At 40.5% G+C, this 20,763-nt stretch carries 20 protein-coding genes; 3 read left to right on the top strand and 17 right to left on the bottom strand.

Going from position 1 to position 20,763, the window contains the following annotated elements:
- Positions 1-16: 16 nt before the first annotated feature.
- The 4 genes from BXY41_RS24675 to BXY41_RS24660 are packed head-to-tail and all read right to left on the bottom strand — an operon-like array spanning position 17 to position 4,661.
- Positions 17-1,486: an FGGY-family carbohydrate kinase gene (locus BXY41_RS24675; RefSeq protein ID WP_104439542.1), complete on the bottom strand. Its 1,470-nt coding sequence runs from the start codon at positions 1,484-1,486 to the stop codon at positions 17-19.
- Positions 1,483-2,427 carry a transketolase family protein gene (locus tag BXY41_RS24670; RefSeq protein WP_104439541.1) on the bottom strand — a complete coding sequence of 315 codons (945 nt, stop codon included), beginning with the start codon at positions 2,425-2,427 and terminating at the stop codon, positions 1,483-1,485. The genes BXY41_RS24675 and BXY41_RS24670 overlap by 4 nt, the downstream gene beginning before the upstream one ends.
- Complete coding sequence (locus BXY41_RS24665; RefSeq protein ID WP_104439540.1) at positions 2,424-3,242, bottom strand: transketolase; 819 nt, start codon at positions 3,240-3,242, stop codon at positions 2,424-2,426. The genes BXY41_RS24670 and BXY41_RS24665 overlap by 4 nt, the downstream gene beginning before the upstream one ends.
- Positions 3,243-3,260: 18 nt before the next feature.
- Complete coding sequence (locus tag BXY41_RS24660) at positions 3,261-4,661, bottom strand: L-fucose/L-arabinose isomerase family protein (protein WP_104439539.1); 1,401 nt, start codon at positions 4,659-4,661, stop codon at positions 3,261-3,263.
- 161 nt (positions 4,662-4,822) lie between these two features.
- Between BXY41_RS24660 and BXY41_RS24655 the strand changes: the two genes are divergently transcribed.
- On the top strand, positions 4,823-5,836 hold the full coding sequence (locus tag BXY41_RS24655) for a LacI family DNA-binding transcriptional regulator (RefSeq protein WP_104439538.1): 1,014 nt from the start codon (positions 4,823-4,825) through the stop codon (positions 5,834-5,836).
- 80 nt (positions 5,837-5,916) lie between these two features.
- Here the strand turns inward: BXY41_RS24655 and adhE are convergent, their stop codons facing one another.
- Complete coding sequence (gene adhE / locus BXY41_RS24650; protein WP_104439537.1) at positions 5,917-8,532, bottom strand: bifunctional acetaldehyde-CoA/alcohol dehydrogenase; 2,616 nt, start codon at positions 8,530-8,532, stop codon at positions 5,917-5,919.
- A 448-nt stretch (positions 8,533-8,980) separates the two neighbouring features.
- Between adhE and coaW the strand changes: the two genes are divergently transcribed.
- The gene (gene coaW / locus BXY41_RS24645) at positions 8,981-9,823 is read left to right on the top strand and encodes a type II pantothenate kinase (protein WP_104439536.1); all 843 of its coding nucleotides are present in this window, start codon (positions 8,981-8,983) and stop codon (positions 9,821-9,823) included.
- On the opposite strand, the gene BXY41_RS24640 is transcribed toward coaW, so the two are convergent.
- From BXY41_RS24640 to BXY41_RS24625, 4 genes are all read right to left on the bottom strand, one after another.
- Positions 9,824-10,219: a pyridoxamine 5'-phosphate oxidase family protein gene (locus BXY41_RS24640; RefSeq protein ID WP_104439535.1), complete on the bottom strand. Its 396-nt coding sequence runs from the start codon at positions 10,217-10,219 to the stop codon at positions 9,824-9,826.
- A 73-nt stretch (positions 10,220-10,292) separates the two neighbouring features.
- Positions 10,293-10,799, bottom strand: a complete 507-nt coding sequence (locus tag BXY41_RS24635; RefSeq protein ID WP_104439534.1) for a DUF4446 family protein — start codon at positions 10,797-10,799, stop codon at positions 10,293-10,295.
- 24 nt (positions 10,800-10,823) lie between these two features.
- Positions 10,824-11,768, bottom strand: coding sequence for a ParB/RepB/Spo0J family partition protein (locus BXY41_RS24630; protein WP_104439533.1), 945 nt, complete (start codon positions 11,766-11,768; stop codon positions 10,824-10,826).
- Between the two features lie 2 nt (positions 11,769-11,770).
- Positions 11,771-12,541 carry a ParA family protein gene (locus BXY41_RS24625; protein WP_104439532.1) on the bottom strand — a complete coding sequence of 257 codons (771 nt, stop codon included), beginning with the start codon at positions 12,539-12,541 and terminating at the stop codon, positions 11,771-11,773.
- A 228-nt stretch (positions 12,542-12,769) separates the two neighbouring features.
- Between BXY41_RS24625 and BXY41_RS24620 the strand changes: the two genes are divergently transcribed.
- Positions 12,770-13,720 carry an alpha/beta fold hydrolase gene (locus BXY41_RS24620; protein WP_104439531.1) on the top strand — a complete coding sequence of 317 codons (951 nt, stop codon included), beginning with the start codon at positions 12,770-12,772 and terminating at the stop codon, positions 13,718-13,720.
- A 68-nt stretch (positions 13,721-13,788) separates the two neighbouring features.
- Here the strand turns inward: BXY41_RS24620 and rsmG are convergent, their stop codons facing one another.
- From rsmG to rpmH, 8 genes are all read right to left on the bottom strand, one after another.
- Positions 13,789-14,520 (bottom strand): 16S rRNA (guanine(527)-N(7))-methyltransferase RsmG, encoded by a 732-nt coding sequence (rsmG, locus tag BXY41_RS24615; RefSeq protein ID WP_104439530.1) that lies wholly within the window; start codon positions 14,518-14,520, stop codon positions 13,789-13,791.
- Positions 14,521-14,530: 10 nt separating this feature from the next.
- Positions 14,531-16,432: a tRNA uridine-5-carboxymethylaminomethyl(34) synthesis enzyme MnmG gene (mnmG, locus tag BXY41_RS24610; protein ID WP_104439529.1), complete on the bottom strand. Its 1,902-nt coding sequence runs from the start codon at positions 16,430-16,432 to the stop codon at positions 14,531-14,533.
- Between the two features lie 23 nt (positions 16,433-16,455).
- A complete protein-coding gene (mnmE, locus tag BXY41_RS24605) occupies positions 16,456-17,835 on the bottom strand; it encodes a tRNA uridine-5-carboxymethylaminomethyl(34) synthesis GTPase MnmE (RefSeq protein WP_104439528.1) in 1,380 nt (459 codons plus the stop codon).
- A 92-nt stretch (positions 17,836-17,927) separates the two neighbouring features.
- Complete coding sequence (gene jag, locus BXY41_RS24600) at positions 17,928-18,593, bottom strand: RNA-binding cell elongation regulator Jag/EloR (protein WP_104439527.1); 666 nt, start codon at positions 18,591-18,593, stop codon at positions 17,928-17,930.
- A gap of 12 nt (positions 18,594-18,605) precedes the next feature.
- The gene (locus BXY41_RS24595) at positions 18,606-19,886 is read right to left on the bottom strand and encodes a YidC/Oxa1 family membrane protein insertase (RefSeq protein WP_104439526.1); all 1,281 of its coding nucleotides are present in this window, start codon (positions 19,884-19,886) and stop codon (positions 18,606-18,608) included.
- Positions 19,887-19,905: 19 nt separating this feature from the next.
- The gene (yidD, locus tag BXY41_RS24590; RefSeq protein ID WP_104439525.1) at positions 19,906-20,121 is read right to left on the bottom strand and encodes a membrane protein insertion efficiency factor YidD; all 216 of its coding nucleotides are present in this window, start codon (positions 20,119-20,121) and stop codon (positions 19,906-19,908) included.
- A gap of 4 nt (positions 20,122-20,125) precedes the next feature.
- Complete coding sequence (rnpA, locus tag BXY41_RS24585; RefSeq protein ID WP_104439524.1) at positions 20,126-20,473, bottom strand: ribonuclease P protein component; 348 nt, start codon at positions 20,471-20,473, stop codon at positions 20,126-20,128.
- A gap of 72 nt (positions 20,474-20,545) precedes the next feature.
- Positions 20,546-20,680, bottom strand: coding sequence for a 50S ribosomal protein L34 (rpmH, locus tag BXY41_RS24580; RefSeq protein WP_013274848.1), 135 nt, complete (start codon positions 20,678-20,680; stop codon positions 20,546-20,548).
- Between the last annotated feature and the right edge of the window lie 83 nt (positions 20,681-20,763).

Here is a 20,763-nt window from a genome sequence, read left to right as displayed (position 1 = left end):
AGCCGTATCCTTTCTTTTATGGTCTTTCGCCACCGGCATTTAAGCAGACCAGATTAATTCCCTCCTTCCAGCGGTTTTTTCTCTCATTTCTGCTACCCTTGTCCATGTGACTGTTATATATTTCATAATCTATATTGGTAAATATTTTGCTCCTGTCATATACCCCTGCCGCGATTCCTGCCATATATGCTGCTCCAATGGCAGAAAGTTCTTCCTGTTTTGATACCCGCATACGGATATCTGATATATCAGACTGAAACTGCATTAAATAGCGGTTTTTAGCAGGTCCCCCATCTGCACACAACTCACTAAGCATTTTATTACTGTCCTTTTCCATGGCAGTCAGTATGTCAGCTACCTGGAAGGCAATGCTTTCAACCGCTGCCTTTACCAGCTCTGCTTTTCCTGTTGTCCGGCTCATACCTAAAATCATGGCTCTGGCATTATCCATCCAGTAAGGTGCTGAAAGTCCGGAAAATGCCGGAATTAATACAGCTGTATCCTTTTGATTTGCATGATAAACCAGTTCTTCCGCTTCTTCCTCTGAGCAGATAAGACCCATCTCATTTTTCAGCCAGGAAATAACTGCTCCTGCATAATTAATATTCCCCTCTAAAACATATTCTACACGGTCTCCCATTCCCCAGGCAAGAGATGTGGCAAGACCTGTACTGCTTTTTACAAATGAGTTCCCGACATTCATCATAATGGAGGATCCCGTTCCATAGGTTGCCTTTGCCTGCCCCGGCATATGGCATCCCTGCCCAAACAAGGCGGCATGGGAATCTCCCATTACTCCGTATACAGGTACCGGCACATCAAGATACCCCTCAAAATCAGTATAACCAAAGCAGGCATCACTGGAACAGACCTCAGGCAGTGCCTTTACGGGTATCCTAAACAACTGGCACAGCTCTTCATCCCATTTTAAGGTATGGAGGTTAAATAACTGGGTTCTGGATGCATTGGAGTAATCTGTAAAAAAACCACATCCCTTTGTAAGCCTGTAAACCAGATAACTGTCCATTGTTCCCAGACAATAAGATTCCTTTGGCGAGACATTTTCTAAAAGCCATGTCATTTTAGCCGCCGGAAAATAGGGAGAAAGCGGTAACCCTGTCTTCTCATAAATATCATTACTGCAGTTTTTAAAACGGTCAGCGATCCTTGCCGCCCGGTTACACTGCCAGACAACGGAATCGGCAAGCGGCTCCCCGCTCCGGCTCCATATGGCAGTTGATTCTCTCTGATTACTGATTCCTACCGCTGCCACGCTCTCTTTTCCTATGTCGGAACAATCCAGTACTTCCCTTACGGCTAAAATTGTATTTTCATAAATTTCTTTTAAATCGTGGGAGATCCAACCCTTTTCATTGACAATCTGTTTATGCTTTTTATCTGCCCTGCCAATTAATTTTCCCTTATCATCGAAAAGTACTGCCTTCGTACCCTGTGTACTCTGATCGATAGCAATCACACATCTCATTTTACCAGCCCCTGACTCAATCCGGCTATAACAGCCCTTTTTAAACCCTGATCGTCCAGTCCATAATATTGAAATATTTCATGATTTGTACCTGCAATAATATGTCCGTCAGGAAGCGCCAGGTTCACTACCTTTTTAGGACAGCTGGCGGATACAATCTGTGCCACCATGCTCCCAAGCCCCCCATAAGGAGAATGCTCCTCTGCTGTCACAATCAGATCAGCCTTTTCTGCCGCATTCATTACAGCTTTCTCATCCATTGGCTTTAAACAATACATATCAATGACTCCAACACAATACCCCTCACGTTCCAGCTCTTTAGCTGCTTTCACAGCATAAGGAACCAATTCTCCGCAGGAAATAATGACGGCATCTGCTCCCTCCCGAATCACATTGGCGCAATTCAGTTTAAAATCCATATTTTCTTCATATACATCCTCAGTGGCAGAACGGCTGACTCTTACGTAAGCAGGCTTTTCATCCTCAAGAAGTGCCACAATCAGCTTTCTTGTCTGAAAACGGTCACAAGGCAGATAAACCCGCATATCAGGCAGACTTGCCATGGCGGCTATGTCCTGACAGGAATGATGGGTCATCCCCAGTGCTCCGTAGCTGACACCTCCGCTGATTCCGATTAAGGTTACATTGGTCTTTGAGTAAGCCACATCAACCTTTACCTGTTCGTAGCTTCTGGTAGACAAAAAGCTTGCTGGCGATGCTGCGAAAACCTTTTTATTGCAGGAAGCTAAGCCCGCAGATACTGAGACCAGATTCTGCTCCGCAATTCCCACTTCAACAAACTGGTTGGGGTACTGTTCTGCAAACGGTGCCAGGGAGGCGGATCCTCTGGAATCTGAACATACGACCACAATATCCCTGTCTTTCTCTGCTGCAGCCAAAAGAGTCTCACAAATCACCTGACGGTTGGTTATCTGATTCATGCCAATACCCCCTCTATTTCTTCTACTGCTTTCCTGTATTGCTCCTCTGTCATGACACCATGATGCCATTTCTTCTGGTTTTCCATAAATGACACCCCTTTTCCTTTTGTGGTATGGGCAAGAATCACTGAAGGCTGACCCTTTTTAGCCTCAGCTTCCTGGTAAGCGGCAAGAAGCTGCTTACAATTATTTCCATCTTCTACTTCAATAACATTCCACCCAAACGCCTTGAATTTCTCACCCAGATCATCACTTTTCATGGTCTCCCCAGTAGTACCGCTGATTTGAAGGCCATTTAAATCGACGGTTGCACACAACTGGTCCAAACCGTAATGTCCGGCTGCCATCATAGCTTCATAATTTGATCCCTCAGCCATTTCACCATCTCCCAGAACAACATAGGTTCTGTATGACCGTCCATCCATTCTGGCTGCCAGTGCCATCCCTACTCCCAACGAAAGTCCGTGCCCTAATGATCCGGAATTCATCTCAATTCCAGGTACCTCTGTGTTGGGATGTCCGATAAAAACAGAACCAAAACTGCTGAATGTGTCTATGGCCTTCTGCTTGTCAAAAAAGCCCTTCTCTCCAAGAGTTATGTAAAGTGCATCAGTACAGTGTCCCTTACTAAGCAAAAAGCGGTCTCTGTCTGCAGATTTCCAGCTTTCCGGATTCACATTCATTACTTCAAAATAAAGTACGGTTAAGATATCAATCACACTTAAATCCCCGCCAATATGACCGGCTTTCGACTGATATACTTCCTTAATTATATCTCTTCGAAGTTCATAAGCCTTCCTGGTGAGTCTGTCCATGTCCGTTCACTTCCTTTCTTATTCTCCCCGTATCCAGGCTTTTACTTCTTCATCATTGTTATCATACAGATCCGGTGAAATACCAATATACTTACATGCCTCATAAAGAACCGGCACTACATTTTTATGGATCCCTACGCAGTGATGGATATAAGGTCCTTCCACAATTTTAGCTTCCAGCCTCTTTAAATTTTCTACCTCCACCCATACGTAAGTTCCCTTGGTATAAGGCCCCTCGATTCCTTTTGCATTGCCAAGCAGCAGACTGTACTCTCCGTTATCCCCATCAAAGCGGCAAAGGGTCATCTCTCCCAGTTTTGCCTGTGCTTCCACAGCTCCCGGATGGCTGAAAGCAAGTGGATATCCAATTGATGGTTTACAGGATGCGCAGGAAAGAGGCCATGGACCGCAGTGCTGCAGAAGTTCTCCATTTTCATTATCAGGGTGCCGGACCGTCCAGTCAGCAAAAAATGTCCTTGCTTCCCCAAGTCCTGCCGCCTCACACATGACTGCTGTAATCGCGCCATGAATATCAGTCTCACATACAACAGGAAGTCCCTCTTCGTTTAACAGACTGTTAGCTGCACAGGGCATAATTCCAATTTCTTCCTGCAGTTCATTCCAGCACTGCAAGGCAATTGCATTGCATCCATAACGGTCTGCCAGAGCTCTCATAGCCGCTTTTAGCGCTGCCACAGTCTTAAGATCCTCATCCTTTATGTTCACCTCAAAATTTTCCTTACAGTAACTTATAATCTCCTGAATTTTATCCTCATCTTCTCTTACCCGCTTCATTTCTCTTGTCAGTTCCGGCATGGGAATAGGTGCCAGCTGAATATTAAAATTCTCAAGAAGTTCCCCTTCATTACACATAGTGGACCAGAAATCAAAGGGCCTTGGTCCAATCTGGAGGATCCGGGTATTTTTAAATGCCTTTACCACATTACATACAGCCAGGAAATTAGTGACCCCTCTGTAAAATGCCTCATCCTCCAGACGGCAATTGCATAAATAAGTAAATGGAACTTTAAATCTTCTCAAAACCTTTCCTGTTGCAAAAAGCCCGCACTGACTGTCCCTGAGACGGATTCCGTTTTCATCCGGCCGTTCATCTCTCGGTCCCCAAAGCAGTACTGGTACATCACATTCCCTGCTAAGTCTGGCTACCTCATACTCTGTTCCAAAGTTACCGTGGGGAATAAACAGACCGTCAATTTTTTCTGCCTTGAATTTTTCTGCAATTCTTATTCTGTCATTTTCACTGTGCAGCAGACCATCCTCTGAGATATCTGTAATATCTACGAAAGTAACTCCCATCTCCTCCAGCTTTTTTCTGGTCAAATCAGCATACTTAACTGCATCCGGCGCAGAGAAAATACTCCTTCTCGTCGGTGCGAATCCCAATACTACATTTGTCATACACATGTCTCCTTTTATTTAACTGCTACCCATATTATTTACTGGAGACAACTTAATTACAATTAATAGTTAAGTGAAATATAGTATTTTATTGACTTAATTCACTTAATCTGTTACTTTGTTAATTAAGAAGTCTGTCAGTAAGAAAGGAGCTCATTTCGATGTCCATAACAGCAAAGGAACTTGCTAAACTGCTTAATCTGTCAGAGGCTGCTGTCTCCATGGCTCTTAACCATAAACCAGGAGTCAGCACTCAGACAAGAAAGAAGGTCATAGAGGCTGCAAAAGAACATGATTTTGATTTTTCAAAAATAAAAGAAACCTCTCTGAGCACCAGCCCTCACGGCATGATCCAATTTATCATATATCGGAAAAATGGAGCTGTTGTTTCAGATACCCCCTTCTTTTCCCAGTTATCAGAAGGAATCGATGCCGGCTGCAAAGAGGCCTGTTATTATCTGAACATCTCTTATCTTTATGAAGAAGATGATATTCCAGCTAAGGTTTCCGAAATGGTACGGTTAGGCTGCAGGGGAATTCTGCTTCTTGGAACAGAGATGGCAGAAGAAGACTTTAAACCGTTTTTAAATCTTCCCGTACCAGTTGTGGTAGTCGATACCTGCTTTGAAAACCGAAGCACCGACTGTGTCATAATAGATAATGTGCAGGGCGCATTTTTTGCAGCAAATTATCTGATTAGAAAAAGGAAAACACAGCCTGGATATCTTAAATCCTCTTATCCCATTAAGAATTTCGAGCAAAGATCTGACGGCTTCTACCAGGCAGTCAGAAAGAACGGCATGTCAGTTTCCAATTCAAAAGTTCATAAACTATCTCCATCCATGGATGGTTCCTATGCTGACATGGCGGCTATTTTAAAGCAGGGAGAAACTCCGGCAGACTGTTATTTTGCAGACAATGATCTCATTGCAGCCGGAGCTATTAAAGCACTGAAGGAATATGGTTACCGGGTTCCACAGGATGTGGCCGTAATTGGTTTTGATAATATGCCTTTATGTACGTTCCTGGACCCGCCCCTTACAACCATCCATGTTCCCAAACAGTATATGGGAATGATGGCGGCAAAGCGTATGGCAGAACTTATCCATACGAAATCCTCATACCCTGTAAAAGTTGAAATCAGCACCACTCTGGTTCTAAGAAAATCTACTTAATATTTTGTGGCATAAAAAAAGAGAACAGATTTGATAAATTCCAAATCCATTCTCTTTTATTAATTGTCCTTGATTTATATTTATTTACCGTAGTAAGCCTTTAAATACATTTCCTTAATTTCACTGAACAGCGGATATCTTGGGTTTGCACCGGTACACTGATCATCAAATGCATTTTCAACCATCTCGTCAAGTGTATCTAAGAAATACTTCTCATCTACGCCGTAATCTTTAATAGTTGCTTTAATGCCTACTGCCTTCTTTAATTCCTCAACCTTAACAAGGAATTTTTTAAATACTTCCGCATCATCCTTGCCTTCCACTCCACAGAAGCGTGCGCATTCTGCATATCTGGCCAGTGTATGGGGATACTGATACTGCGGGAATGTTCCCATCTTGGTCGGAACTTCAGAAGCATTAAACTCCATAACCAGAGTGATTAACAGTGCATTTGCCACACCGTGAGGAATATGGTGGTAAGCTCCTAATTTATGAGCCATAGAGTGGCAAACTCCTAAGAATGCATTGTTAAATGCCATACCAGCCATACAGGAAGCATCAGCCATCTTGCATCTTGCTTCAACATTGGTTCCGTCATTATAAGCAGTTGGCAGATACTCAAATACATTCTTCATTGCTTTCAGTGCAAGTCCGTCCGTGTAATCAGAAGCCATAACAGAAGCATATGCCTCCAGAGCATGAGTCATAACATCAATACCAGAAGCACTGGTCAGACCCTTAGGCTGGCTCATCATATTGTCTGCATCAACGATGGACATATTGGGCATTAACTGGTAATCTGCAAGCGGATATTTTACTCCAGTGTTCTGATCTGTGATAACAGCGAAAGAAGTTACTTCAGAACCAGTACCGGAAGAGGTTGGGATTGCTACAAAATAAGCTTTCTCACCCATCTTCGGGAATGTGTAAACTCTCTTACGGATATCCATAAAGCGCATTGCCATATCCTGGAAATCCACTTCCGGGTGCTCATACATAACCCACATGATCTTCGCAGCATCCATCGCGGAACCGCCGCCCAGAGCAATGATTGTATCTGGCTGGAATGCCTTCATAGCTGCAGCACCGGCCTCAGCATTTGCAAGAGTCGGGTCAGGCTGAACATCTGAGAATACAGTATAAACGATTCCCATTTCATTAAGTTTATCGGTAATTGCTTTGGTATAACCATTCATATAAAGGAAAGAGTCTGTTACTACAAATGCTCTCTTTTTGTTATAAACATCTTTTAACTCACTAAGCGCAACTGGCATACAGCCTTTTTTGAAATAAACTTTCTCCGGATTTCTGAACCACAGCATGTTCTCTCTCCTCTCAGCAACGGTTTTAATATTCAGCAGATGCTTCACACCTACATTTTCAGAAACAGAGTTTCCTCCCCAGGAACCGCAGCCCAGAGTCAGAGATGGCTGTAACTTAAAGTTATAGATATCACCGATACCGCCATGAGAAGATGGTGTATTAACCAGTATACGGCAGGTTTTCATTGCAGCTGCATGTTTTGCCATCTTTTCAGTTTCATTCACATTCACATACAGAGAAGCTGTATGGCCATAACCACCGTCTGCAACCAGCTGTTCTGCCTTTTCAATTGCCTCATCAAAGGTTTTAGCCTTATACATAGCCAGAACCGGAGACAGCTTTTCATGTGCAAATTCTTCCTCAAGATGTACGCTTTCCACTTCACCAATTAAGATCTTCGTTGATTCCGGAACTTCAACACCCGCAAGCTTTGCAATGGTATGAGCTTTCTGTCCAACAATTTTGGCATTTAATGCACCATTAATAATAATGGTTTTACGTACTTTCTCAATCTCATCGCCTTTTAAGAAGTAGCAGCCTCTTGCTGCAAATTCCTTCTTAACTGCGTCATAAACCTTTTCAAGAACAGTAACAGACTGCTCAGAAGCACAAATCATACCATTATCAAATGTTTTGGAATGAATGATGGAGTTGACTGCCATCTTAACATCTGCTGTATCATCAATGATGACCGGTGTATTACCTGCACCAACGCCCAGAGCCGGCTTGCCGGAGGAATAAGCTGCTTTTACCATTCCAGGTCCGCCTGTTGCAAGAATGATATCTGCACTTCTCATAACCTCGTTGGTTAATTCAAGAGACGGTACATCAATCCATCCAATAATTCCTTCTGGAGCACCTGCTTTGACCGCAGCATCAAGAACTACCTTAGCAGCTGCAATTGTACAGTTCTTTGCTCTTGGGTGTGGGGAAATGATAATTGCATTTCTTGTTTTTAAGCTGATTAAGGTTTTGAATATAGCAGTTGAAGTCGGGTTTGTAGTTGGAATAACAGCTGCTACCAGTCCGATTGGTTCTGCAATTTTCTTTATTCCAAATGCCTTATCCTCTTCAATCACACCGCAAGTTTTTGTATCTTTATAAGAATTATAGATATATTCAGCTGCATAATTGTTCTTAATTACTTTATCCTCTGCAACGCCCATCCCTGTCTCTTCGACAGCCATCTTTGCAAGAGGGATTCTTAATTTATTTGCAGCACTGGCTGCCTCATAAAAGATTTTATCAACCTGCTCCTGAGTGAAGGTTGCGAATACTCTCTGAGCTTCTCTCATTGCCTCCATTTTTGCGATCAGGGTATCTACACTATCAATTATCTGGGGAACCTTAACCAGTTCTTCTTTTTTTGCCATCTTGAATTTCCTCCATTTTATAAGTATCAATCCCATTGGTTACTTGATCGATATTTTTTTAACGATCTTTATGATCTTATTATATTATATCGTTATTTTTTTGTCAATGTGATAACTCACAAAAATATACACCAATCGATATATTTTTTATCTAATTTTTATAAATATTTTTTTACTTATATAAGGATTGATCTTAATCTTATAAATCTTATAAAACAAGGGTTAATAAGGGATAATAATGATACAGAATAATCAATAAACCGCTATATCCTGTTTTTTTCTTATTTTTATCTCATATATTATTAAGAACTTATAGGATTCTGCCCTGCTTTTATGAACACATTTAAGAACTTGGCATTTACCTATAAATATGGTATAGTTAGCCTTACTACCTGCTACAAAAAGGTCCGGGCAGGTTAATCAGATAAATTGATTTAAGGGGACATATATGAAAATAACCATTGGAATTGATCTTGGAGGAAGTACAACGAAGATTGTTGGATTTCAGGATCATAAACTGAAAATACCCACATTTGTGAAAGCAGATAATCCCATTGCTTCTCTATTTGGTGCTCTGGGTAAATTTATTTACGATAACAACATTCAGTTAAATGAAATAGAAAAAATTATGATTACAGGGGTCGGAAGTGCATATGTAGAGCAGCCTCTTTATGGGATTCCAACTTTTAAGGTGAATGAATTTACCTGCAATGGATTAGGTGGTCAGTATTTTACCGGATTAAAGGATTTAATCGTGGTAAGTATGGGGACCGGTACTTCACTGGTACAGGTGAATGGAGACTCCATTGTTCATACCGGAGGTATTGGAATCGGCGGAGGAACCATCCTGGGACTTTCAAGCCTTTTATTAAAAACCCAGGATATCTCCCATATCATGGATCTGGCCAGCAGAGGAACGTTAAGTAATATCGACTTACAGATTCAGGATATTTCAAGAACTCCTCTTCCAGGGCTTCCATTATCTGCAACAGCATCAAACTTTGGAAAAGTGAGGGGTTTTGTATCAGATGAAGATATTGCAATCGGTATCATTCATATGGTACTCCAGGTAATCGGAAAGTCCGCCATTCTTTCTTCATTAAACAGCAATATTAATGACTTTGTTATGACGGGGAATCTTTCTAAGTTTCCTCAGTGCAGGGAGATTTTCCAATCCCTGGAGACCATGTTTGATGTTCACTTTATTATACCGGAACAGGCTGAATACGGTACTGCCATCGGTGCTGCTCTCACAGAAGAGCACCATATGGAGATGACAGAGATCCGTTAATTAAAACGATATTTCTTTTTTTTCACTGGTAAGGGACTGGATTACAGCTTTGGCATTTTGTAAATAGAATACTTCCATTAAGTTATCGTCAACCGAATACATTCTGCTTAAAGCTGATCCATACTCTTCCATCATTGCTACTCTCGCTTCTCTTCTGGAATCTAATACTGCTTCACACTGAAGCCGGATCCAGGTCCCGTGGTTCATTCCGCTGATTTCAATTTTAGGGTTTTTCATCATTTGATCAAATACCGGCTTTTTATTGTTGGTAATAATATAAATCTTCCCTTCAAACTGGCATACTGCACCAAAGGGGCGTACTCTTGCCTGATCCCCATCACTGGTGGCCAGATAAAACGTTTTACATTCCTTTAAATACTGTAGTACTTCTTCCATATTGATTTCTCCTCTTTCAATTATAATGATTCATAAAACGTATATATAAAAAACACGGTAAAAACCGTGTTTTTTATGAATGATATCCCAATGCCCGTTCCAGAGCCTCTTTTTCTTCACTTCCAAGAAGCACTTCCGTTTCTCCTCTTTCTACTTCTTTAATGTATACATAACACCCTTCTCTGCTATGAACAGAGTTCAGTACAAATCCACTGTTTGTATAATCCAATAATGACATAGCAAAGCTTAAATTACCTCCCATGCCCTTAAAAGCGTTATATTTTACAAGACCAAACTTCTGGAATGCACTTCTATAGTTTTTATTCGTATTTCTCAGAGAGTCTTTATTCGCTCGATCCTCTGATTTTAACTGGGCAATATCTTCCATCTGTTCCATAATAATGCCCTCAAGTGTCTCCGCATCTTTGCCTCTCATAAAGAAATCATATCTGCGATACAGTTTTTTCATTTGTATCATACAAATAATTACGACAATAAGTAATATTAGTGTAAGCGCGGATAATCCAATGATCAAAAAGGCTGGATCAATCGGCAGCTGATTTAATATACTGTTATCCATTCTTTCGTCCTCACTTCCATGATGTTATCTTATGGATTCTAATAACTCTACTATTCTTTCCAATTCTGCCTCAGAATAGTACTCAATTTCTACTCTTCCTTTATTTTTATCTTTTCGATTAATGCTGACTTTGGTACCCATGGCAGTTTTCATTCGATCTTCCAGCTCCCGGAATATCAGTGAAATACTTTCATCCTCTTCTTTTACTTCCTTGGGTTCTTTCTTTTTTGATAAGGATTTTACAAGTTTCTCTACTTCCCGGACACTCATATTTTCAGCCACAATTTTACCAGCAAGCTGATATTGCAAATCTCCATCTTCCACTGCCAGTAAAGCTCTTGCGTGACCGCTGCTGATCTGATCCTGTATAAGCATCTCCTGAATTCGTTCGTCCAGCTTTAATAATCGCATACTATTAGTTATGGTAACCCGATTTTTCGCTACACGTGCTGCAATTTCCTCCTGCTTTAAACCAAATTCCTGCATCAGGATAGAATAAGCTCTGGCTTCTTCAATGGGATTTAAATCTTCCCTCTGAACATTTTCAATCAATGCTATTTCCATGGATTGCTGCTTTGTATATTCCCGGATTACAACCGGTACTTCTTTTAAGCCAGCCAGTTTTGCTGCCCGCCATCTACGTTCACCAGCGATAATTTCATAGTATTCGCCTTTTTTTTGAACCAAAAGTGGTTGTAATACACCATACTCCTTCATGGATTCAGCCAGTTCTACTAACGCTTCTTCCCGGAATTCCTTTCTCGGCTGATTATGGTTAGGCTCAACCATTGAAATCTTTAAAAACATCTCTTTTCCAGTTTCCGATTCAGCTTTCTCTTTTTCCGGTACTTGAGTTGTATGTTCTGCTTCTTTATGATTCTTCATTTCCTGCTCTTCTGCTGCAGATTCCATTACTTCATCTCCAAAAATTGCGCCAAGGCCTTTCCCTAAACCTGTTCTCTTTGCCATATCTAGATCTCTTCTCCTCTGCTGATAACTTCTGCCGCCAGTAACCGGTAGCTTTCTGCCCCCGCTGATCTGGAATCATATAAATTGATCGGCATTCCATGGCTGGGAGCCTCTGCCAGTCTGACATTTCTGGGTATGATTGTTTTATAGATATTTTGATTTAAATTATTTTTTACACTTTCAACAACTTCCAATGAAAGATTTGTTCTTGCGTCATACATGGTAAACACGACTCCCTCCATTTCAAGGGAAGGATTCAATTTCTTTTTTACTAAATTTACTGTCTTTAATACCTGACTAAGACCTTCCAATGCATAATATTCACACTGGATGGGTACTAGTACGGTATTTGCTGCTGTTAAGGCATTTATTGTCAATAGACTCAATGACGGAGGACAATCTATAATAATAAAATCATAGTTTTTCTTGACTTTTTCAAGATATGACTTAAGGAGTATCTCCTTATTCTCAATTTCCAGCAGCTCAATTTCAGCTCCTGCCAGATCCACGTTTGATGGCAATAAATCCAGATTTTCCTGAACGTTAGGTATCAAACATTCTTCTATCTCACATTCTCCAACCAACAGATCATAAACTGTACGCTCAATTGTTGACTTTTCCATACCAAGTCCGCTGGTTTCGTTTCCCTGTGGATCAAAATCCACAGCTAATACCCGTTGTCCTGACTCTGCAAGACAAGCTGATAGGTTTATTGCGGTCGTTGTTTTACCAACTCCGCCCTTCTGGTTTGCTATCGCAATGATTCTTCCCATTTTTAATTTTCTCCTGTTACAACGTCCGGAAATGCAGTTCAAATTAGAGTATAACATACTTTATTTTTTTTTCCTATGGTTTCAAGTAAAAAAAATACAGAAATTACAAAAAATGTTTCACGTGAAACATTCTTCCAAGTTTAAGAATAAATTAATATGTTTGACGTTGTAAGTCCATATCGATTATATTATAATAAGAAGAGATTATCCGCACTCAGGAGGTATATAATGAAAACTAAGAGTAAATTACTAACTCTGCTAATCCTTTCAGCAAGTACAGCTGCCGCAACCGCAGTTATTAATAAATTTGTTAAACTCTCTGCATCTTCAAAAAATATCTTATCAGATGCAAAGTCCTTATGTTACAAATGGAGATTCGGTAATATCCATTATACGAAATCTGGTACAGGGAAACCACTTCTTCTAATCCATGATCTGACTGCATACTCGAATGGTTATGAATGGAACAGCATGATTTCATTACTGAAAGAACAGTATACCGTATACACCATTGATCTTTTGGGATGCGGTCGTTCAGAGAAACCCGATCTTACCTATACTAATTATCTCTATGTACAGATGATCTCCGATTTTATAAAATCAGAAATTGGTCACCGAACCAATGTAATCGCTACCGGTGCTTCATCAGCATTGGCTCTTATGGCGTGTAATAACGCTCCGGAATTGTTTGACCAGATTATGCTCATAAATCCGGAAAGTCTAATGACATGTAGCCAGATACCCAATAATCATTCCAAAGTATATAAGTTCATTCTGGATCTGCCCATATTAGGTACTCTTTTATATCATATATCAGTGAGCAAGCAATCTATTACAGAAGAATTTAGCAGAAATTACTACTTCAATCCTTACTCCGTAAAGAGCTCAATCATAGACGCGTATTATGAATCGGCTCATTTAGGAGAATCACCAAAATCACTGTATGCCAGTGTGAAGTGTAATTATACGAAATGTAATGTAACCAATGCACTGAAAAAAATCAACAACAGCATCTACATTACTGGTGGAGAAGAAATGGATCGCATCAATGAAGTTATTTCCGAATATCAAAAGTATAATCCAGCTATTGAAAGTTCACTTGTACCTAAGAGTAAATATCTACCACAATTGGAGAATCCTAACAGTCTGTACCAAATAATTCAAATGTACTTTTTATAAAAAAATGTTTCACGTGAAACATTCCTGCGGAGATAATATTCTCTAATGGATGTTTCACGTGAAACATTTTACTTTAACGGCTCTTTTGATGGTAACCCTGCTTTTCTCGGATACTTTTTAGAAATACCGTTACCTTTATTAATTTTAATCAATGATCTCTCTGCCTCAGTACCTGGCAGTAAAAATCGTTCTGTATCTTCTATTTTTCCACCTAAGAGAAAAACCGCATGTTTTGCTTCTCCTAACTCCTCTTCTATCTTGCCAGATTTGTATGGGATAAAACAACCACCTACTTTCACAAAGGGCATGCAATATTCTGATAAAGTGCTTAAATTTGCAACTGCTCTGGAAACACAAATATCATATTGTTCTCTATGCTTGATATCACGGCCTAAATCTTCTGCTCTTCCATGAATTGCACAAATATCTTTTAAACCCAAATTATTAATTACTTCATTGAGAAAATTTATTCTTTTATTCAAAGAATCCATCAATGTAATTTTGAGTTGTGGAAATGCAATTTTTAAAGGAATCCCAGGGAAACCAGCACCTGTACCAACATCAATTATGTTATAGACCTCAGTACTCAAATCATTTAAAACCTTAATAAGAGATAAACTATCAACAAAATGCTTGGATATAACTTCTTCCATCTCTGTAATTGCAGTAAGGTTCATTACCTTGTTCCATTCAACCAATATTTCATAATATTTATAAAATTGCTCCAATTGATTCTTTTCTAAATTAATAGATAATAGACTCAATTCATTTTGGAACTTCTCATAGAAAGCATCTGTCATATTTCCTGCCTCACTCCTTCTGATCTGTATTTTTATGGAACTTCATCTGCTCTAAGTAAACCAGAAGAACAGAGATGTCTGCTGGAGAAACACCTGATATTCTGGATGCCTGTCCAATAGACATAGGCTTATATAAATTTAGTTTCTGGATGGCTTCTCTTCTCAATCCTTTTATTTCTGCATAATCAAATTCTGCCTGCAGCTTTCTGTTTTCCAGTTTTTTATATTGTGAGACCTGTTGCTTCTGTCTGCGTATATATCCTTCATACTTAATATTGATATCTACCTGCTCCATTACATCATTTGGAAGTGGCAACCGATTGGCATCTATATCAGTTAACATAATATAATCAAGTTCTGGTCTGCGCACTAATTCAGCCAAAGTTGTTCCTGTTTTTAACGGCGTGCTCCCGTGCTTCTCCAAAAACTCCTGTACTTTACTGGATGCTCCGATATTGGTTGATTCCAGACGTCTGATTTCTAATTCAATTGCTTCTTCTTTTTTTAATAATTCTTTATATCTTTCATCACTGATCAAACCAATCTGATGTCCAATTCCCATTAAACGCAGATCTGCATTGTCCTGACGAAGAAGAAGTCTGTATTCTGCTCTTGATGTCATCATACGGTAAGGTTCCAGATTCTCCTTGGTAACCAGATCATCAATTAAAACACCAATATACGCCTGTGAACGATCTAAAACGACTGGCTCTCTTTTAAGAATTTTCATGGCAGCATTTACTCCTGCCATAAATCCCTGAACAGCTGCTTCCTCATAACCTGAACTTCCATTAAACTGTCCACCGCTGAATAAACCGCTGACCGCTTTAAATTCCAAAGTGGCATACAGCTGTCTGGAATTAATACAGTCATATTCAATCGCGTATGCATTTCTTACGATCTTAACATGTTCCAGCCCAGGAACGGTTCTGTACATGGCATACTGGACATCCTCAGGAAGGGAACTTGACATTCCTCCCAGATACATTTCATTGGTGTAAAGTCCTTCTGGTTCCACAAATACCTGATGGCGGTCTTTATCCGGGAATTTCACCACTTTATCCTCGATGGATGGGCAATATCTTGGTCCTGTACCTTCAATTGCACCGGAGTATAAAGGAGAACGATCCAGATTATTCCTGATAATCTCGTGTGTGCTGCTATTTGTATAAGTGAGCCAGCAGGATATCTGTTCCTTCTGGATGGATTCCGGATCCGTTGAAAAGGAAAACGGCACTACTCTCTCATCGCCCAGCTGCTCCTCCATTTTAGAAAAGTCGATGCTTCTTTTATCCACTCTGGCGGGAGTACCTGTCTTAAAGCGCCTCATTTCGATTCCATTGGCCTTTAAGGAATCAGTTAAGTGATTGGCCGCCTGAAGCCCATTGGGGCCTGTATAATTGCTTACATCACCGTAAATGCACCTTGCTCTTAAATAGGTTCCAGTCGCTAATACAGCGGCCTTACAGTGGTACACAGCACCGGAATAAGTTTTAACCCCGGTCAGAATCCCATTTTCTGTTATGATTTCAGATACTTCTGCCTGCCGTATGGTCAGATGATCTGTATTCTCCAAGATTCTCCTCATAGATCTTGAATAGTCCTGTTTGTCAGCCTGAGCTCTTAATGAATGGACAGCCGGACCCTTAGACTGGTTAAGCATCTTTGACTGAATAAATGTCTTATCAATGTTTTTCCCCATCTCTCCGCCTAAGGCATCCAGCTCTCTCACCAGATGGCCTTTTGAGCTACCACCAATATTGGGATTACAGGGCATCAGTGCAATACTGTCTACACTGACAGTAAACATAATTGTCTCAAGGCCCAGTCTGGCGCATGCCAGGGCAGCCTCACAGCCAGCGTGACCAGCGCCGACTACTACTACATCATAAGACTCCTCTAAATACTGCATTTTTATCTCCTCTTTTCTGATCCTTACTTACCCATACAGAATTTACTGAATATTTCATTGACCAGATCATCTTCTATGGATTCTCCCAGTATAATTCCAAGCTGCTCATACGCATCCATTAAGTCAATGGAATAGAAGTCCTCAGCCATCCCGTCATGTATGCTCTGCTCCACCATAGCAAGACTTTTAAATGCTTCTTCCAGTGCATTCTTCTGTCTTACATTCGTAATATAAACCTGATCGTTAAAATCAATTTCACCCTCATAGAACATGGTCTTAATCTCATGCTCCAGGTCCTCAATGCCAGAACGGTTTCTGGCAGAAATTGTAATAACTTTATGACTGGTTCTTTTATTTAATAAATCCGGTGTAACAACCATGGATAAATCTGATTTATTTAAAACAATCACTGCTTTCCTGCCTTCAATAAAAGATAAAATGTCTTCATCATTTTCATCAAGGGGGCAGGAACCATCCACCACATAGATAATTAAATCAGCGCCTTCAGCTGCCTGCCTTGCTTTTTCAACCCCTATTTTTTCAACTACATCCTCTGTATCACGGATTCCAGCGGTATCTATCATATTCAGGCTTAAATCTTCCAGCATGATCTGCTCCTTTAATGTATCACGGGTGGTTCCGGCAATATCTGTAACAATCGCCCGATCCTCCCCCACAAGAACATTAAGAAGAGAGGATTTACCGGCATTGGGTTTCCCCATAATGACAGTCTCAATCCCTTCTGAAAGCACTCTTCCATTCTCTGAAGAACGGATCAACCGCTTCAGTTCTTCCTTTATAGGCATAATTCCCTGAAGCAGAGTTTCCTGATAACCATCCAGAGAGATATGCTCCGGATCATCAAGTGCCGATTCGATAAAGGCAATATGATAAATAATCGTCTCTCGAAGTGCACGGACACGCTTGGAAACAGCACCATCCAGCTGACTGACGGAAGACTTTAAAGCATATTGATTTTTCGCATTAATCACATCAATAACTGCCTCTGCCTGTGTTAGATCTATTCTTCCGCTTAAAAATGCCCGCTTGGTAAATTCCCCTGGTTCAGCTGGTCTGGCTCCGTACTTTAACACAGTCTCCAGTATCTTTTTAGTAACCAGAACTCCTCCATGACAGTCAATCTCAACGGTATCTTCTCCCGTATAACTGCCCGGTCCTCTCATGAGCAGAACCAGAACCTCATCAATCAGTTCCTCGCCATCATAAATATATCCGTAGTGAATCGTATGAGATTTCTCCTCAGAGAGCCGTTTCACACGTTTCCCTTTTCCTTTAAAAATCCTGTCTATAATCTGAAATGACTCCTCGCCGCTGATCCTTACAATTCCGATCCCGGAACTGGACATCGCTGTGGCAATCGCCGCTATTGTATTCATCTTCATATTCTATCACCTGTTTTACGCCAGTCAATACACTGGCGTGAGAAAAGGGTTGAGGGTGCCTTCCGACAGCCCCAACCCTCATTGTTGTTTGACTATTTATCTCTATCCTGATATCGTTCTTTTTTTACATGTTCCTTTTTCAAGGATATTACCACGTGTCTGAATGGTTCTTCCCCATCACTTCTGGTAACAACAAATTTGTCATTTTGAAGTGCGGAATGAATAATTCTTCTTTCATACGGATTCATAGGCTCCAGAGATACCGGTCTTCTGGTACGCTTCACTTTGTAAGCAATATTCTTTGCCAGTGTTTCCAGAGTTTCTTTTCTGCGCTCTCTGTAATTTTCCGTATCCAGTTTCACGCGAATATAATCTTCGCTTTCCTTATTAACAACAAGACTTACCAGATACTGCAAAGAATCCAGAGTCTGTCCTCTTTTTCCAATCAGGATTCCCATGTCATCACCAGACATATTGATGGAAAGTTCACGCTCTCCCTGATCAAATGCGGCTTCCATAGAAACGCCTAAATCCATTGCACTAAATACATCGGAAAGAAAGGTCATTGCCATGTCCTCCAAGGTTTCTTTCTTCCTTGCGCGGATGACAGCAGGCTTTGAACCGATAAATCCCAGAATACCATTACTACCTTTATCAACAATCTCATACTCCAGTTTATCACTGGTTGTTTCCAGTTGGATTAATGCTTTTGTAATCGCCTCATCAACGGTTTTTGCTGAAACTGTAATCATATCCATAGGTCACCCCTCCTATTTACTGTGCTTTTCATTGTACTTCGAAACCATACGTGCCTTGGCAGAAATGCTGTTGGGATCTGAAGTTGTGCTTTGATAGTAATCGTTAGAAGCCTTTACCTGCTCCTTTGCTTTTTCTATTTTAGCATTCAGTTCCTGCTCTGCTTTCTCATTGTTAGCCTGAAGATTCTTAAGGTTTGCAGTAGCATTCTGAGAAACACGCTGAGGTGGAAGACCTTTTTTCGCACGCTTTTTATTTGCTTTATCCAGATTCTTCTTAATCATCTCATCCATATCAATGCGGTTTAAATGACGGTTAATTAAAACCTGCTGAATGATCTGGAAAACACTGGAAGCAATCCAGTAAATACCAATACCAGACGCAAATGTAAAGCAGAAGAATACGGACATTAAAGGCATGACGGTATTCATGCTCTTCATAGACTGTGCCATAGCATTATTCTCATCTGCTCCACTCTTAGGCTGATTCACCGTCATAAGCTTTGTACTAAACCACTGGCTGGCACCAGCAAGAACAGGAATCAGGAGTGCAAGGCTTAAATGAAAACCGCCGCCAGTTGGGAAAATAACACTGGCTGGTGTAGACGCCAGGTTAATACCAAGGAAGGAATTCATATGCTCAATCTGAGCAGCATTGGTAGTAATGGTATCCTGGATGGTTGGATAAAGATTTTTTAAAGCATTCCACTGATCCGGATTTAACTGGTATAAAAAATCCACCATTCCATTACTGGTATTTAAATCTCCGATTCTTGATAATGTGATCTTATGATCAGCTGCAAACTGTGTCAGCTGTGCAACATGATCACCACCAAGAGAAGTAATTGCAGTCACTACATTAACAAAAACAGCCTTAACACTCTGTACGTAAGCAGGAATATGATAAATTACCTGATAAAGAGCGAACAGAATTGGCATCTGGATTACCAGCTGTACACAGCCTCCAGTCATGGATGTTCCGTATTTCTCATAAACTGCCTGCATTTCCACGTTCTGTCTTCTCATGGATTCCTGGTCAGTTTTCCCTTTATACTTTGCCTGTACGGCGGAAATTTCCGGCTGCATAACGCTCATCAGTTTTGATGATTTCTGCTGTTGTAATGTCAGCGGAAACATTAAAAGCTTTGTCACAAGAGTAAACAAAATAATACATAAACCAATGTTCTGGATTCCAACTGCAGATGTCATCTGGAATAGCAAATCCATGATTACACCCAGAACAGTTGCAAAAGGTCCCAGAACGCCTCCTACCTTAGTGAGTACTAAGAATTCCAATGAACTACCTCCTCATCATTTACGGAACTGGATCATAACCGCCTTTTGCAAAAGGATTACAACGAATAATTCTTATGCAAGCCAAAAACGTACCTTTAAACACACCATACTTTTGCAGTGCCTCAATGGCGTATTGAGAACACGTAGGTGTGTATATACAGTGAGTTCTTATCTTCAGAGGAGATAAATATTTCTGATATCCTCTGATCATTAAAATCATGATTTTTTTTACCATAAGATCACTTCGATTCTTTTTTTAAAATGTTATGAAGTCCGCACAAGTGCAGATATGCACTTTCGATTGTCTTGTATTTTTCTTCTTTTGCCGCTGTTCTCACAACGACCACGATGTCTAACCCTGTCTCAAGCATATCTTCATGAAGCCTGAAGCTTTCTCTGATTAATCTGGTTATATGATGCCTGATAACACTGTTTCCTACCTTCTTGCTCACCGAGATACCGATTCTTGTATCCGGCCTGTCCGTCTTTAAAACATACATAACAAGAAGTCTGTTAGCAAGGGATTTTCCACTCTGATATACTTCCTTGAAATCCCTGTTCTTTTTAATCGAATTAAAATGTTTCATTCAACTCTTTCCTTTTCCGTTTTTCTGGAATTTGAGAAAAGAAAAGGCCACAATTACTTGCGGCCTGGTCCATTAAGCTGATAATTTTGCTCTTCCTTTTGCTCTTCTGGCAGCTAAAACTTTTCTTCCGCCGGGAGTGCTCATTCTGGCTCTGAAACCATGAACTTTTGATCTTTGTCTCTTTTTTGGCTGGAACGTCATTTTCATAATCTACGGACACCTCCTCTTGTTACAATAGCTTATCATAGGCAATATGATGAAACATATTGAGACTATTTTAATTAAACATC

This window comes from Lacrimispora xylanisolvens, from assembly GCF_002934545.1.
Taxonomy (GTDB): domain Bacteria; phylum Bacillota; class Clostridia; order Lachnospirales; family Lachnospiraceae; genus Lacrimispora; species Lacrimispora xylanisolvens.
This window is presented reverse-complemented; position numbering and strand designations above follow the sequence as displayed.

Bases quoted from the DNA above. Each gene is read 5' to 3' on its own strand.
- BXY41_RS24660 (WP_104439539.1), bottom strand. From the start codon at position 4,661: ATGACAAATGTAGTATTGGGATTCGCACCGACGAGAAGGAGTATTTTC.
- BXY41_RS24675 (WP_104439542.1), bottom strand. From the start codon at position 1,486: ATGAGATGTGTGATTGCTATCGATCAGAGTACACAGGGTACGAAGGCA.
- BXY41_RS24620 (WP_104439531.1), top strand. From the start codon at position 12,770: ATGAAAACTAAGAGTAAATTACTAACTCTGCTAATCCTTTCAGCAAGT.
- jag (WP_104439527.1), bottom strand. From the start codon at position 18,593: ATGGATATGATTACAGTTTCAGCAAAAACCGTTGATGAGGCGATTACA.
- BXY41_RS24635 (WP_104439534.1), bottom strand. From the start codon at position 10,799: ATGGATAACAGTATATTAAATCAGCTGCCGATTGATCCAGCCTTTTTG.
- mnmE (WP_104439528.1), bottom strand. From the start codon at position 17,835: ATGAAGATGAATACAATAGCGGCGATTGCCACAGCGATGTCCAGTTCC.
- rnpA (WP_104439524.1), bottom strand. From the start codon at position 20,473: ATGAAACATTTTAATTCGATTAAAAAGAACAGGGATTTCAAGGAAGTA.
- coaW (WP_104439536.1), top strand. From the start codon at position 8,981: ATGAAAATAACCATTGGAATTGATCTTGGAGGAAGTACAACGAAGATT.
- adhE (WP_104439537.1), bottom strand. From the start codon at position 8,532: ATGGCAAAAAAAGAAGAACTGGTTAAGGTTCCCCAGATAATTGATAGT.
- BXY41_RS24670 (WP_104439541.1), bottom strand. From the start codon at position 2,427: ATGAATCAGATAACCAACCGTCAGGTGATTTGTGAGACTCTTTTGGCT.
- BXY41_RS24630 (WP_104439533.1), bottom strand. From the start codon at position 11,768: ATGGCAAAGAGAACAGGTTTAGGGAAAGGCCTTGGCGCAATTTTTGGA.
- mnmG (WP_104439529.1), bottom strand. From the start codon at position 16,432: ATGCAGTATTTAGAGGAGTCTTATGATGTAGTAGTAGTCGGCGCTGGT.
- BXY41_RS24625 (WP_104439532.1), bottom strand. From the start codon at position 12,541: ATGGGAAGAATCATTGCGATAGCAAACCAGAAGGGCGGAGTTGGTAAA.
- BXY41_RS24655 (WP_104439538.1), top strand. From the start codon at position 4,823: ATGTCCATAACAGCAAAGGAACTTGCTAAACTGCTTAATCTGTCAGAG.
- BXY41_RS24665 (WP_104439540.1), bottom strand. From the start codon at position 3,242: ATGGACAGACTCACCAGGAAGGCTTATGAACTTCGAAGAGATATAATT.
- BXY41_RS24640 (WP_104439535.1), bottom strand. From the start codon at position 10,219: ATGGAAGAAGTACTACAGTATTTAAAGGAATGTAAAACGTTTTATCTG.
- rsmG (WP_104439530.1), bottom strand. From the start codon at position 14,520: ATGACAGATGCTTTCTATGAGAAGTTCCAAAATGAATTGAGTCTATTA.
- yidD (WP_104439525.1), bottom strand. From the start codon at position 20,121: ATGGTAAAAAAAATCATGATTTTAATGATCAGAGGATATCAGAAATAT.
- rpmH (WP_013274848.1), bottom strand. From the start codon at position 20,680: ATGAAAATGACGTTCCAGCCAAAAAAGAGACAAAGATCAAAAGTTCAT.